This is a genomic window from Lamprobacter sp., from assembly GCF_034860625.1.
GTDB lineage: Bacteria > Pseudomonadota > Gammaproteobacteria > Chromatiales > Chromatiaceae > Lamprobacter.
This window is the reverse complement of sequence record NZ_JAYESN010000003.1, coordinates 44,675-57,950: the sequence shown is the minus strand read 5'-3', so window position 1 is coordinate 57,950 and position 13,276 is coordinate 44,675. Positions and strand designations below refer to the sequence as shown.

The 13,276-nt window shown below is 61.4% G+C and carries 14 protein-coding genes; all 14 read left to right on the top strand.

Annotated features, from left to right (window positions below):
• The first annotated feature begins 130 nt into the window (after window positions 1-130).
• The 14 genes from hflK to fabG all read left to right on the top strand — a co-directional run bounded on the left by hflK (window position 131) and on the right by fabG (window position 13,215).
• Window positions 131-1,312: an FtsH protease activity modulator HflK gene (gene hflK, locus VBE63_RS01430; RefSeq protein ID WP_323681205.1), complete on the top strand. Its 1,182-nt coding sequence runs from the start codon at window positions 131-133 to the stop codon at window positions 1,310-1,312.
• Complete coding sequence (hflC, locus tag VBE63_RS01425) at window positions 1,312-2,238, top strand: protease modulator HflC (protein ID WP_323681254.1); 927 nt, start codon at window positions 1,312-1,314, stop codon at window positions 2,236-2,238. The genes hflK and hflC overlap by 1 nt, the downstream gene beginning before the upstream one ends.
• Before the next feature lie 222 nt (window positions 2,239-2,460).
• A complete protein-coding gene (locus VBE63_RS01420; protein WP_323681204.1) occupies window positions 2,461-2,646 on the top strand; it encodes a DUF2065 domain-containing protein in 186 nt (61 codons plus the stop codon).
• A gap of 7 nt (window positions 2,647-2,653) precedes the next feature.
• Window positions 2,654-3,850 carry an ATP phosphoribosyltransferase regulatory subunit gene (locus VBE63_RS01415; protein WP_323681253.1) on the top strand — a complete coding sequence of 399 codons (1,197 nt, stop codon included), beginning with the start codon at window positions 2,654-2,656 and terminating at the stop codon, window positions 3,848-3,850.
• 83 nt (window positions 3,851-3,933) lie between these two features.
• On the top strand, window positions 3,934-5,229 hold the full coding sequence (locus tag VBE63_RS01410; RefSeq protein WP_323681203.1) for an adenylosuccinate synthase: 1,296 nt from the start codon (window positions 3,934-3,936) through the stop codon (window positions 5,227-5,229).
• A complete protein-coding gene (locus VBE63_RS01405; RefSeq protein WP_323681202.1) occupies window positions 5,222-5,476 on the top strand; it encodes an OadG family protein in 255 nt (84 codons plus the stop codon). The genes VBE63_RS01410 and VBE63_RS01405 overlap by 8 nt, the downstream gene beginning before the upstream one ends.
• A 119-nt stretch (window positions 5,477-5,595) precedes the next feature.
• Complete coding sequence (gene oadA / locus VBE63_RS01400) at window positions 5,596-7,395, top strand: sodium-extruding oxaloacetate decarboxylase subunit alpha (RefSeq protein WP_323681201.1); 1,800 nt, start codon at window positions 5,596-5,598, stop codon at window positions 7,393-7,395.
• 4 nt (window positions 7,396-7,399) lie between these two features.
• A complete protein-coding gene (locus VBE63_RS01395; RefSeq protein WP_323681200.1) occupies window positions 7,400-8,533 on the top strand; it encodes a sodium ion-translocating decarboxylase subunit beta in 1,134 nt (377 codons plus the stop codon).
• 113 nt (window positions 8,534-8,646) lie between these two features.
• Entirely contained in the window at window positions 8,647-9,177 is a 531-nt protein-coding gene (locus tag VBE63_RS01390) for a YceD family protein (RefSeq protein ID WP_323681199.1), read from the top strand.
• Window positions 9,178-9,200: 23 nt separating this feature from the next.
• On the top strand, window positions 9,201-9,377 hold the full coding sequence (gene rpmF, locus VBE63_RS01385; protein ID WP_323681198.1) for a 50S ribosomal protein L32: 177 nt from the start codon (window positions 9,201-9,203) through the stop codon (window positions 9,375-9,377).
• Window positions 9,378-9,501: 124 nt separating this feature from the next.
• Window positions 9,502-10,554 carry a phosphate acyltransferase PlsX gene (gene plsX, locus VBE63_RS01380; RefSeq protein ID WP_323681197.1) on the top strand — a complete coding sequence of 351 codons (1,053 nt, stop codon included), beginning with the start codon at window positions 9,502-9,504 and terminating at the stop codon, window positions 10,552-10,554.
• A complete protein-coding gene (locus VBE63_RS01375) occupies window positions 10,551-11,510 on the top strand; it encodes a beta-ketoacyl-ACP synthase III (protein WP_323681196.1) in 960 nt (319 codons plus the stop codon). Before plsX ends, VBE63_RS01375 begins: the two co-directional genes overlap by 4 nt.
• A 15-nt stretch (window positions 11,511-11,525) precedes the next feature.
• Window positions 11,526-12,470 (top strand): ACP S-malonyltransferase, encoded by a 945-nt coding sequence (fabD, locus tag VBE63_RS01370; RefSeq protein WP_323681195.1) that lies wholly within the window; start codon window positions 11,526-11,528, stop codon window positions 12,468-12,470.
• Window positions 12,463-13,215, top strand: a complete 753-nt coding sequence (gene fabG / locus VBE63_RS01365; protein WP_323681194.1) for a 3-oxoacyl-ACP reductase FabG — start codon at window positions 12,463-12,465, stop codon at window positions 13,213-13,215. The genes fabD and fabG overlap by 8 nt, the downstream gene beginning before the upstream one ends.
• The last annotated feature ends 61 nt before the right edge of the window (window positions 13,216-13,276 follow it).

Below are 13,276 nucleotides of genomic sequence, written 5' to 3'. Positions count from 1 at the left end.
AAGGCTGCAGAGACCGTCGAGAGGCGGTTACGGTGCGCTGATCGCAGTCCAAGCATCAGGGTTGCCAGAGGCGTGGACGGGCAACAGCCGACGTCACGACACGATACAACAAAGTGTAATCGGAGCAAGTATGGCCTGGAATGAACCGGGAGGTGGCAACCGGGACCCCTGGGGTAACAACCAGGGCGGCCCTGGCAATCAGGGTGGGCCGCCGGACCTCGACGAGATCGTCCGCAAACTCCAGGAGCGGGTCAGCGGCCTGTTCGGGGGCAAGGGGTCATCATCCTCGGGTAACGGTGGTGGCGGTGGTCCGAGTGCGGTGGACTTGAGTCTAAAGACGATCGGCGTGATCTTCGCCGGCATCTTTGTCGTTTGGCTCTTTACCGGTATCTACATCGTCGATCCTGCCGAGCGGGGTGTCGTGCTGCGGTTCGGCGCCTATGTCAAAACCACGGCGCCTGGTCCACACTGGCATATCCCCTGGCCGATCGAGCGCGTTGAGGTGGTCAATGTTGACGAGATCTCATCCTTTAGTCACAAGGCGGCCATGCTGACGCGCGACGAGAATATCGTTGATGTCGAGCTCACAGTGCAGTCGCGCATCCAAGACGCCTCGAACTACCTGTTCCAAGATCAGGCCCCGATGAAGACCTTGCGTGATGCCACCGAAACCGTTGTGCGCAAGACGATCGGCGGCGCCAAGCTCGACTTCATCCTGACCGAGGGGCGTAGTGCCGTTGCTGCGATGATTCAGCAAGGTGTGCAGTCATTGATGGATGAGTACAAAACCGGTCTACTCGTGACTTCGGTCAACATGCAACCGGCGAAGCCGCCAGAACAGGTCAAGGACGCCTTTGATGATGCCATCAAGGCGCGTGAGGACAAGGAGCGGCTTGAGAACAAGGCCGAGGCCTACGCCAACGAGATTTTGCCACAGGCACGCGGTGAGGCGGCGCGGGCGATCGCTAACGCCAAGGCCTATCGGGACCAGGTGGTTGCTTCGGCTGAGGGTGAGACCTCTCGCTTTAATGCGATCCGAACTCAGTATGAAAAGGCCCCAGAGGTGACCCGTGAGCGCCTTTATCTTGAGACTATCGAATCGGTGCTGACCGGCAGCAACATGGTGCTGATCGACGTGCCGCAGGGGAACAGCCTGATGTATCTGCCGCTGGATCAGATCATCTCTCAGCAGACGGCTAAGGTGGTGCAACCGCGCACCTCGATGATCAATGGCTCCGACTCGAATCAATACAGCCCTCCGCCGACGACGTCTCAGATTCGGGACGTGTCCCGCGACCGGAGTTCGCGATGATGGATGACACCAAGAAGATCTTGTTCCCAATCGCCGTTGCGCTGCTTGCGCTGATCCTCTATGTGTCGACGTTCACGGTGCAACAGTGGGAGACCGCCATCAAGCTGCGGCTCGGTGAGATTGTGCGCAGCGGCTATGAGCCAGGTCTGCATTTGAAGGTGCCGCTGCTGAACAACATCATGCATTTCGACGCACGTATCCAGACCCTGGACGCAAGGCCGCAGCGGTTTCTGACCATCGAGAAGAAGGATGTGATCGTCGATTCGTACACCAAGTGGCGGATCAACGACGCGGCGCAATTCTTCCGCTCGACCGGCGGCGATAGTGCGCGCGCCGAACGACTGCTGTCGGAGCGGATCAATACCGCGCTGCGCGACGAGTTTGGTAAGCGCACCATCCAAGAGGTGGTGACTGAAGATCGCATCGAGTTGATGAAGGCGCTGACCAAGGTCAGTGACGCCCAGGCCGGTGAGTTGGGGGTCGAGGTGCTGGATGTGCGGGTGAAGAAGATTGATCTGCCGCCCGAGGTCAGCGAATCGGTCTACAACCGGATGCGCGCTGAGCGTGAGCGGGTAGCCCGTGACCTGCGCGCCAAGGGTGCGGAGGCGGCAGAGCGCATCCGCGCCGATGCGGATCGTCAGCGCACCGTGATCATCGCCGATGCCTATAAAGAGGCTGAGGAGACCCGGGGTGAGGGTGATGGGCGCGCAGCCGAGATCTATGCGACCGCCTATCAGCAAAATCCAAACTTCTATGCCTTCTATCGGAGCTTGGACGCCTATCGTCGGACCTTCGCTGAGAAGGGCAGCACCTTGGTGCTCTCGCCAGACTCGGAGTTCTTCCGTTTCTTTAACTCGCAAGATCCGGGCGCCGCTGCGGCCTTGAGTGGATCGGCACCTCGCTTGCCAGGGACCGCCGCGCGTTAACCTCTGGTGTCCTCAGTTGCCCGGAGGCCCGTCAGCCTAGCTGCCGGGCCTTATTTTTTGTGTTTCGTCAAGGGCAAGCATCTGACTCGTCTCATGGACAGGCTGCAATGGTTCTGCAATCATCGCCGCTGTTCTGGCTGCACAGCCCTTGCGACTGAGACGTTTCAATCTTTGTTACAGATGTTTTTGTTACAGATGTTTGCTGAGTGCACCGGTTGATCCATGTGGCATGCCTTGCTGCTGGCGCTGTCTCTAATGCTTGTGATCGAGGGGCTGATGCCGTTTATCGCTCCCAATGGTTTTCGCCGTCTCCTGTTGCAGGTTGCGTCTCAAGACGCCCGAAGCCTTCGCCTATCAGGACTCCTGAGCATGCTCAGCGGTGTTGCACTTCTCTACCTGGTTAACTGAGTCCGATCTGATGAACGACGAGCGTTGGCTGTTGCCGACCGGCATCGACGAGGTATTGCCTGCCCGAGCGGCCGAGCTCGAGCGCTTGCGACGGTGCTTGCTGGATCTCTATAAGCGCTGGGGTTATGAGCTGGTCATCCCGCCGTTCATCGACTATCTCGACAGCCTACTCACCGGGACCGGCAGCGATCTGGATCTGCAGACCTTTAAGCTGACCGATCAGCTGAGCGGGCGGTTGCTCGGTGTGCGTGCCGATATGACGCCCCAGGTGGCGCGGATCGATGCGCATCATCTGCGGCGCGAGATCCCAACCCGGCTTTGCTATTTGGGCACGATCTTGCATACGCGCACCGACGGCTTCGCCGGTACGCGCAGTCCGCTGCAGATTGGCGCCGAGATCTATGGCCACGACGGCCCCGCGAGCGATGTCGAGATCCTCCGCTTACTGGTGCGGACCCTGGAGACTGCGGGTATCGAGTCGCCCTATCTCGACCTCGGACACGTCGGTATCTATCGCGGACTGATCCAGCAAGCGGGGTTGTCGCGTGCCGATGAGCTGCGACTGTTCGATGCGTTGCAGCGCAAGGCGAGCGCCGAGATCGAGGCGATCATTGCCGAGACAGCGGTGGCCGCACCTGTGGGGACCATGCTGTTATCGCTGGTGGAGCTCAATGGCGAGGATGCTCTGTCGCGGGCGGGCTCGATGTTGCGAGCGGCCGATCCGCAGGTCCTCGCCGCGCTTGATCGACTGCAGCAGGTGGCGGATGAGTTGCGGCGTTGGCTCCCGGATCTGCCGGTGCATTTCGATCTTGCCGAGCTGCGTGGCTACACCTATAAGACCGGGGTCCTGTTCGCCGCGTTTGCTCCTGGTTGGGGGCTCGAGATCGCGCGCGGTGGGCGCTACGATGATATCGGCCGGGTATTTGGGCGAGCCCGTCCGGCGGTTGGCTTTAGCTCCGACCTCAAGGGGCTGATTGCGCTCTCGGCTCAGGCTGGGCCTACCGAGGCTGTGCCGAGCGCGGTGATGGCGCCCTGGGATGCTGATCCCGAGCTGCAGTCCCTCGTCGAGCGGCTTCGGGCCGAGGGTCGGCAGGTGCTCTACGAGCTGCCGGATCAGCGCGGCCTGCCTCAAGACTACAACTGTTGTGAGCGACTGGCGAAGATCGATGGCGTCTGGCAGCTGGTGCCAGATGAGGCCGCCTGAGCTGAGCGTCGAATCCAGTGTCGAGCGGTATGTCGTGGCTGCCGAGCGTTTCGGCGATTGAGTGACCAGAACCAGAGGAATACATGGGTAAGAATGTCGTCGTGATCGGCACCCAGTGGGGTGACGAAGGCAAGGGTAAGGTCGTCGACCTGTTGACGGAGCGTGCTAATGCGGTGGTGCGCTTCCAGGGTGGCCATAATGCCGGCCATACCTTGGTCATTGATGGCGAGCAAACGATCCTGCACCTGATCCCGTCGGGCATCCTGCATCCAGGCGTCCGTTGCCTCATCGGTAATGGTGTGGTGCTGTCCCCTGAGGCGCTGCTTACCGAGCTGTCGACGCTTGAGCAGCGGGGTATTCCGGCCCGTGAGCGTCTTGGCATCAGCCCTGCCTGTGCCTTGATCCTGCCCTATCACATCGCGCTCGATGCGGCGCGTGAGAAGGCGCTCGGCAAGAAGGCCATCGGCACGACCGGACGTGGGATTGGCCCCGCCTACGAAGACAAGATTGCTCGTCGTGGTATCCGGCTCGGCGAGCTGGTCGACGCTGGGCACTTTGAGGAGCGGCTGCGCGAGGTCCTGGATCAGCACAACTTCACGCTGCAGCAGCAGTTCGCAGCGGAGCCGATCGATGGTCAGCAGTGCCTCGATCAGGCTCTGTCGCAGCGCGAGCAACTGCTGCCGATGATCGCCGATGTGACTGGCGAGCTTGAGCGTCTGCGCGCCGAAGGCGCGAATGTGCTGTTCGAGGGGGCGCAAGGGGCGCTCTTGGATATCGACCATGGCACCTATCCGTTTGTCACCTCCTCGACCACCACGGCAGGCGGGGCGGCCAGCGGCAGCGGCGTTGGTCCGCTGCATCTCGACTACGTGCTCGGCATTGTGAAAGCCTATACCACCCGTGTGGGCGGTGGCCCCTTCCCAACCGAGCTCCATGATGCCGATGGCGAGTTGCTTGGTGCGCGCGGTCATGAGTTCGGGGCCACCACAGGTCGTAAGCGTCGCTGCGGCTGGTTGGACATGGTCGCGCTGCGGCGCGCTTTCGTCATCAATAGCGTCTCGGGGCTTTGCGTCACCAAGCTTGATGTGCTGGACGGCATGGAGCGGCTGCGGATCTGTGTGGCCTATGAGCTCGATGGCCGCGAGCTCGAGGCGCCGCCGATCACCGCCGACGAGCTCGCCCGCTGCACAGCGCGCTACATCGAATTGCCAGGTTGGCAGGGCTCAACGGTCGGCGCCGAGTCTCTGGATGCGCTACCAGCAGAGGCCCAGGGCTATCTGAAAACCCTGGAAGCGCTCGGTGGGGTGCCGATCGATATCGTCTCGACCGGGCCTGATCGCGCCCAGACATTGACCATTCGAGACCCTTTCGATGTCTGAGACGACCTTGATCACAGACAGCCTGAGCCTGATGGCGATTGGCATGGGCACGGTCTTTAGCTTCTTGCTCTTGCTCGTGCTGCTGCTCAAGGTCATGTCTTGGTTGGCGGGGAAGCTGGCGCCGAGCGGTGTGGAGCCTCTGTTGGCCTCGGCGCAGCTGTCCAGCAACGATCAAGCAGCCGATATCGAGCTGGTCGCCGTGATGAGTGCTGCGGTCGCCCGCTATCGCGCTCAGCGGCGGGCGTGATGACCTCTTTGCCATGCCCCAAGGCGTTTGCAGCTTTTTGAGGACCAGGGTCTCGACTTGGAACTCAATCTGGAACCCAACCTGGCGCCAAAATTGGCACCCAACCTGGAATACAGGCCATGAGCGAACCGAAACCTCTCGGCATCACCGAAGTCGTTCTCCGCGACGCCCATCAATCCTTGCTCGCGACGCGCATGCGCATCGAGGACATGCTTCCGATCGCGGCCAAGCTCGACCAGGTTGGCTATTGGTCGTTGGAGACTTGGGGCGGCGCTACCTTCGACGCCTGCATCCGTTATCTCGGTGAGGACCCCTGGGAACGCTTGCGGCAGCTCAAGGCGGCGATGCCCAATACACCGCAGCAGATGTTGCTGCGGGGTCAAAACCTGCTGGGCTATCGGCACTATGCCGACGATGTGGTGGACAGCTTCGTCGCGCGTGCGGCGAAGAATGGCATCGATGTGTTTCGCATCTTCGACGCGATGAACGACCTGCGCAACCTCGAACAGGCCATCCGTGCCGTGCTCAAAACCGAGGCCCATGCTCAGGGCACCATGTCCTATACGGTGAGCCCGGTCCACAGCGTCGATTATTGGGTCGACATGGGCAAGCAGCTCGAGGACTTCGGCTGTCACTCGATCTGTATCAAGGATATGGCTGGGCTGCTGCGGCCCTACGTGTGCGAGGAGCTGGTCAGGCGGCTGAAGGAGACCTGCTCGGTGCCCATCGCCTTGCACTGCCATGCGACCACCGGCATGAGCACGGCGACCTATATCAAGGCCGCCGAGGCTGGAATCGATGTGGTCGACGCGGCGATCTCCTCGATGAGCATGACCTATGGACATTCGCCGGCCGAGTCGCTGGTCGCGATCCTTGACGATACGGCGCGTGACACCGGTCTTGATCTGTTGTTGCTCGAGGAGATTGCCGCCTATTTCCGCGAGGTGCGCAAGAAGTACGCGCGCTTTGAGGGCTCGCTCAAGGGCGTTGACTCGCGCATCCTGGTCGCGCAGGTGCCCGGCGGGATGTTGACGAATATGGAGAACCAACTGCGTGAGCAGGGCGCCAGCGATCGAATGGATGAGGTGCTTGCTGAAATCCCGAGGGTGCGCGAAGACTTGGGCTTCATTCCCTTGGTGACCCCGACCTCGCAGATCGTCGGCAGCCAGGCCGTACTTAACGTGCTGATGGGTGAACGCTACAAGAGCATCACCAACGAGACGGCTGGTGTGCTACGCGGTGCCTACGGAGCAACGCCAGCGCCGGTCAATGCGGAGCTGCAGGCGCGGGTGCTCAAAAAGGGTGAGGCGCCGATCACAGGGCGTCCGGCGGACGATCTTGCGCCGGAGATGGGTCGATTGACCGCTGAGCTTGCCGACCTTGCGAAGGAACGTGGCATTGGCCTGGCGAAGCAGGCGGTCGACGACGTGCTGATCTATGCCATGTTCCCGCAGGTTGGGCTTAAGTTTCTCGAGCATCGGGGCGATGCTTCGGCATTCGAGCCACCGCCCTGGACCATCGAGGAGGCTCCAGCATCCACTCCGGCACCGACATCGACCACAACGCCCCCACCGTCGAGCACCGAGCCCGAGTCCTACCGGATCGAGGTCAATGGCAAGGGCTATGATGTGAGGGTGTCGCCGAAGGGGGCTGTCGAGGCTGTGCGTTCGGTGGAGACCGCGGACGAGGTCTCGACTCTGATCGAGGGACGGGTGGTCACCGCGCCGATGGCGGGCAACATCGTTCGCGTGGGTGTCTGCAGCGATCAGAGGGTCGCGGCCGGCGATGTGCTGCTCGTCCTCGAGGCGATGAAGATGGAGACCGAGATCCGTGCCCCTTCGGCTGGCCGGGTGAGCGATATCCGGGTCAAAGAGGGTGATGCGGTGGCGCTTGGCGCGCCTCTGCTCGCGCTAGGCTGAATCCATGGCAGAGCTCCTGACGCTTTGGCACTCAACAGGTCTCGCCAACTTCGGTTGGGAGCAGCTGTTGATGATCGTGGTCGGTTGTGGGCTGGTCTATCTAGCCATTGCCAAGAAGTTTGAGCCTTTGCTGCTGTTGCCGATCGGCTTCGGCACCCTGCTCAGCAATATCCCTGTGGCCGGAATTGGCGGACCCGAGGGTTTGCTCGGGATGGTCTACAGCGCGGGGGTCGAGACCGGCATCTTCCCGCTGCTGATCTTCATGGGAGTCGGCGCACTGACCGACTTCGGGGCCTTGATTGCGCGGCCCTCGACCTTATTGCTGGGTGCCGCCGCGCAATTTGGCATCTTTGCTACGCTGCTCGGTGCGGTCGCGCTGAATTTCGTGCCGGGCTTTCATTTTACCCTGCAGGATGCTTCGGCGATCGCGATTATTGGTGGTGCCGATGGGCCGACGGCGATCTTCCTCGCTTCGCGGCTAGCGCCCGATTTGCTCGGTGCAATCGCGGTTGCGGCTTATTCGTACATGGCGTTGGTGCCGATCATTCAGCCACCGATCATGCGTGTACTGACGACGAAAAAAGAGCGTGCTGTGGTGATGCAGCAGTTGCGCCCGGTGTCCCGGCTCGAGCGGATCTTCTTTCCCTTTGTGGTGCTCGCGCTCTGCGCGCTGTTTCTGCCCTCGGCGGCGCCGCTGATTGGCATGCTGATGTTCGGTAACCTGCTGCGTGAGAGCGGTGTGGTCGAGCGTCTGAGCCGGGCGGCACAAAACGAGATCATCAATATCGTCACCATCATGCTGGGACTGGCGGTCGGCTCGAGACTCTCGGCCGACAAGTTTCTCACCCTCGAAACTCTCGGTATCTTGGTGCTTGGGGCCTTGGCCTTTTCGATCGGGACCGCAGCGGGCGTGCTGATGGGCAAGATCATGTATCGCGCGACAAAGGGTAAGGTGAACCCATTGATTGGAGCGGCGGGTGTGTCGGCGGTGCCGATGGCGGCACGCGTGGTCAATCGGGTTGGCCTGGATGAGAATCCGCATAACTTCTTGCTCATGCATGCCATGGGGCCCAACGTGGCCGGCGTCATTGGCTCTGCGGTGGCTGCCGGTGTGTTGCTGGCGTTGGCCGGAAGCTGATATTGACAGCCTTGATGCTGCCGTTCTATATTTAGGGGCTTATGTCGGTCTCTTTCCCGGATCTCATCGACCCTAAGAAAGCCGTTGCGCAGCGTGCAACCTTTGAGGGTGAGATGCCCCTCCGGCGCTTTCCCAGGTTAGCGCAGTTGCTCTGGTGCGCCGAGGGCAAAGAGAGGCATTCAATGGATGAGGGGCCTGGTGGCGGCTCTGTCCGCTATCGCTTTGAGTTCGGCTCAGATTCGGATGGGCGAGCGACAGCAAGGGGCTCAGTTGCCGCTAGCCTGTCTTTGCGCTGTCAGCGTTGCTTTGAGCGTTACGAGCTTGCTGTCGATGCCGACGTGAGTCTCGCGCTCGTGAGCGGCCTGGATGAAGCCAACGCACTACCGTCCCAGTATGAGCCCTGGTTGGTTGAAGATCGGCTGATGCGACCTGCTGATCTGATCGAAGATGAGCTTGTCCTGGCTGTTCCCGCGATTCCGCGGCACCAGGAAGGTGAATGCCAGCCACCAGGGTCGCTTGCGAAGGATGCACAAGCACCGATAGAGCAGATCAAGGCATCGCCGGTGGCAGCGGCTTCTCGGCATCCGTTCGCGGGCCTGGCCGTACTGAAAACAACACGTGACGACCCTGAGCGTCAGGACTAAACGCGACCTACGCGGAGATCGAAATGGCCGTTCAACAAAATCGTAAGACCCCTTCTAAGCGCGGAATGCGTCGCTCCCACGATGCGCTCTCTCGCCCAACGCTGTCGGAAGACAGCACCACCGGTGAGATCCATCGTCGCCATCATGTCACCCCGGACGGGTTTTACCGCGGCCGCAAGGTTGTGGATAAGGAAGACTGAGGCATCGCGCCGAGCCAGAAGGTCTCGACTGGCATTCTTTTGTAGGCAGTCGCGCTTTGACGAGCCGAGTCCTCGGGCATCCGTCGCGTTTGCGAACGGGCTTCATCGATTAGGAGACACCGACTTGGCTGTTCGACAGACCCTCGCGTTGGATGCCATGGGCGGGGATCATGGCCCAAGTGTCGTGGTTCCGGCCGCGCTGCGCTTCCTCACGGAACGCCAGCATTGCCAGCTCATTTTGGTTGGCAGGGAAGAGGCGATTGCCGAACACCTGCCCAGCTCAGCGACGCGCGATGCTCGCATCCGTATTCACCATGCGTCGCAGGAAGTGGCGATGGATGAACTGCCGTCAAAGGCCTTGCGAGGCAAGAAGGATTCCTCGATGCGAGTGGCCATCGATCTCGTCAAACATGGCGAGGCCGATGCCTGTGTGAGCGCGGGCAATACGGGCGCGCTGATGGCGACGGCGCGATTTGTCCTGAAGACCCTTCCGCATATTGACCGTCCGGCGATCATTACTGCGATTCCAGCCCTCAAGGGGCAGACCCACATGCTCGATCTGGGGGCCAACGTCGATTGCACCGCTGAGCATCTGTTCCAGTTTGCAGTGATGGGCAGCGAGCTGGTGCGCGCGGTTCAAGGTCTGCCGATGCCCAGGGTCGGGCTGCTCAACATCGGCGCAGAGGAGATCAAAGGCAATGACCAGGTTCGCGCCGCCCATGAGCTGCTGGCGGCGAGCTCGCTGAACTATGTCGGTTATGTCGAAGGCGATGATGTCTACCTCGGTGATGTTGATGTCGTTGTCTCGGACGGTTTCGTTGGCAATGTCGCGCTGAAGGCGAGCGAAGGTGTTGCCAAGCTCATCGCCCAGATGCTCAAGCGGCGTTTTCGGCGAAACTGGCTCAGTCGCTTGTCAGGTCTAGCGGCGCTGCCCGTGCTACGTGGCTTCCGGGCCGAGGTTGACCCACGCCGTTATAACGGGGCGAGCCTGCTCGGTTTGCGAGGCATCGTGATCAAGAGCCATGGTGGTGCTGATGCCCTTGCGTTCGAGCACGCGTTGCGGATTGCCGATCAGGAGGTGCGCTCTGGTGTGATTGCGCGCATCGAGCGTGAGGTTGATGCGCATCTCGGTGAGGCGAGGGCCTTGAGGTTGCTGACAGCCGGGGTGTCGGCGTGAGCCGCTTTACCCAGATCCTCGGGACCGGCAGCGCCTTGCCCGCCAAGGTCGTGACCAACCAGGATCTCGAGCGACTGGTCGATACCTCCGACACCTGGATTCGTGAGCGAACCGGTATACGCCAGCGCTTTATCGCTGCTGACGACGAGACCTGCGTCGATCTCGCTGAGCGCGCCGCGCAGGCGGCTTTAGCGGCGGCTGGGATCAAGGCTTCCGAGCTTGATCTGATCGTGGTGGCGACGACCACCCCAGATCAGACCTTTCCAAGCAGTGCCTGTCTACTGCAGGAGCGCTTGGACAGTCATGGCTGCCCCGCCTTCGATGTTCAGGCTGTCTGCACTGGCTTCATCTATGCGCTTGCCGTGGCCGAAAAGTTCATCCGGACCGGCAGCGCTGAGCGTGCCTTGGTTGTCGGCGCCGAGACGCTCTCACGCATCATCGACTGGACTGACCGCGGCACCTGTGTACTGTTTGGTGACGGCGCTGGCGCGGTCGTGATCGGCGCTGCCCACGAGCCGGGGATCATCTCGACCCACTTGCATGCGGATGGCGCCTATCGCGAGCTGCTGCAGGTGCCCGCCGGTATTGGTAATGGTGGCAATGGCTCACCCTATATGCAGATGAAGGGCAACGAGGTCTTCCGTGTGGCGGTGACCACGCTTGGGGCGATTGTCGACGAGACCCTGGCGGCGAACAACATGACCCGGGCCGATATCGATTGGCTCGTCCCGCATCAGGCCAATCTGCGCATCATCAAGGCGACGGCACGCAAGCTCGATCTTGCGATGGAGCAGGTGGTGGTGACGGTGGGCGAGCATGGTAATACCTCGGCCGCATCCATTCCGCTGGCCTTTGATCAGGCGGTCCGCGATGGACGTATTCAGCGCGGCCAGATCGTGCTGATGGAGGCCTTCGGCGGTGGCTTTACCTGGGGCTCGGCGTTGCTGCGCTACTGATTTTTGGAGCTGCTGATGACCACGCATCCCGCTTTTCTGTTTCCCGGACAAGGCTCGCAGGCGCCCGGCATGCTGGCTGAGCTAGCGGCCGCCTTTCCGCAGGTTGAGGCCACCTTCGAGGAAGCCTCGCAAGTGCTTGGGCGAGATCTCTGGACACTGTCTCAGGATGGGCCAAAAGACGCGCTTGACCAGACCCTGAATACCCAGCCAGTGATGCTTGCGGCCGGCGTTGCGGTCTGGCGAGTCTGGCGCGAACAGGGTGGTGCAATGCCTTCGGTCATGGCGGGGCATAGTTTAGGCGAGTACAGTGCGCTGTCTTGTGCTGGCGTCCTGACCTTCGAAGATGCGCTGCGTCTGGTTGCCGAGCGTGCGCGCTTGATGCAGGCGGCGGTCCCTGAGGAGGCCGGAGCGATGGCGGCGCTGCTCGGATTAGAGGATGATGCGGTGGCCGAGCTCTGTCGGTCGCAGGCAGCAGGGCAGGTGTTGGAGCCGGTCAACTTTAACGCGCCTGGGCAGGTCGTGATTGCGGGTCAGCGCGAAGCCGTGCAGCGGGCGATTGATGCCTCTAAGGCAGCGGGCGCGAAGCGGGCGGTGCTCTTGCCGGTGAGCGTCCCCTCGCATTGTGCACTGATGCGCGAAGCGGCTGCTGAGCTAGCGGTTCAGCTGGATCAGGTGGAGCTGCATGTGCCGTCGATTCCAGTGATCCATAATGTCACGGTGGAGATGGCGGAGGCGCCGGCGATGATCCGGCAGCGACTGGCGGAGCAATTGTTCAGCCCGGTGCGATGGGTCGAGACTGTGTGCAGCATTGCCGACCGTGGTGTTCAGCTCGCGATCGAGGCAGGGCCTGGCAAGGTTCTGACTGGGCTTGGAAAACGAATCGATAAACGCCTGACGACCTTACCGGTCTTTGATCCGGAAGGGTTGGCGACCGCACTCGAGGCTAGCGCGAATGTCTGATTCCATTCTTGACGGTGAGATTGCACTGGTGACTGGTGCCAGCCGCGGTATTGGTGCCGCGATTGCTGACGAATTGTTGCGTCTTGGTGCGAAGGTGGCCGGCACTGCCACGACCGAAGGCGGCGCGGCTCGAATCACCGAGCGCTTGGCCGGTACAACCGGTGGTATGGGTGTCTGTTTGGATGTGACCCAGCAGACCTCGGTCGATGCCGTATTGGCGGCGGTCGAGGAACAGTTCGGGGCAAAGCCGTCGATCTTGGTCAATAACGCCGGCATTACGCGTGACAATCTGCTCATGCGCATGAAAGAGGCCGAATGGGACGCGATCCTGGACACCAACCTGACCTCTGCCTTTCGCCTCTGCAAGGCCTGTGCGCGGTCGATGACGAAGGCACGCCATGGTCGGATCATCAATGTCAGCTCGGTGGTGGCTGTGAGTGGTAACGCTGGGCAATGTAACTACGCGGCCTCCAAGGCGGGACTGATCGGGTTTAGCAAATCGTTGGCACGTGAGCTGGGCCCTCGCGGCATCACCGTGAATGTGGTCGCGCCTGGTTTCATCGATACCGATATGACGCGCGAGCTGCCGGAAGCGCATCGCGAAGCACTGCTCGCAAGCATCCCACTCGGCCGACTCGGCGCTCCGCAAGAGATCGCGGCGGCGGTCGCCTTCTTGGCGATGCCGACGGCTGCGTATATCACGGGCCAAAGTATTCATGTCAATGGCGGAATGCTCATGGTCTGAATGACACCGCTGATTGAACATCGCAAATCGCGGTTGTTGGGCGGGGTGGCTGAGTGTCGAT

What these genes read in the sequence shown, in the direction of transcription:
- VBE63_RS01420 (WP_323681204.1), top strand. Translation starts at nt 2,461, where the DNA reads ATGTGGCATGCCTTGCTGCTGGCGCTGTCTCTAATGCTTGTGATCGAG.
- VBE63_RS01405 (WP_323681202.1), top strand. Translation starts at nt 5,222, where the DNA reads ATGTCTGAGACGACCTTGATCACAGACAGCCTGAGCCTGATGGCGATT.
- hflC (WP_323681254.1), top strand. Translation starts at nt 1,312, where the DNA reads ATGGATGACACCAAGAAGATCTTGTTCCCAATCGCCGTTGCGCTGCTT.
- oadA (WP_323681201.1), top strand. Translation starts at nt 5,596, where the DNA reads ATGAGCGAACCGAAACCTCTCGGCATCACCGAAGTCGTTCTCCGCGAC.
- VBE63_RS01390 (WP_323681199.1), top strand. Translation starts at nt 8,647, where the DNA reads ATGCCCCTCCGGCGCTTTCCCAGGTTAGCGCAGTTGCTCTGGTGCGCC.
- fabD (WP_323681195.1), top strand. Translation starts at nt 11,526, where the DNA reads ATGACCACGCATCCCGCTTTTCTGTTTCCCGGACAAGGCTCGCAGGCG.
- fabG (WP_323681194.1), top strand. Translation starts at nt 12,463, where the DNA reads ATGTCTGATTCCATTCTTGACGGTGAGATTGCACTGGTGACTGGTGCC.
- rpmF (WP_323681198.1), top strand. Translation starts at nt 9,201, where the DNA reads ATGGCCGTTCAACAAAATCGTAAGACCCCTTCTAAGCGCGGAATGCGT.
- VBE63_RS01395 (WP_323681200.1), top strand. Translation starts at nt 7,400, where the DNA reads ATGGCAGAGCTCCTGACGCTTTGGCACTCAACAGGTCTCGCCAACTTC.
- VBE63_RS01410 (WP_323681203.1), top strand. Translation starts at nt 3,934, where the DNA reads ATGGGTAAGAATGTCGTCGTGATCGGCACCCAGTGGGGTGACGAAGGC.
- hflK (WP_323681205.1), top strand. Translation starts at nt 131, where the DNA reads ATGGCCTGGAATGAACCGGGAGGTGGCAACCGGGACCCCTGGGGTAAC.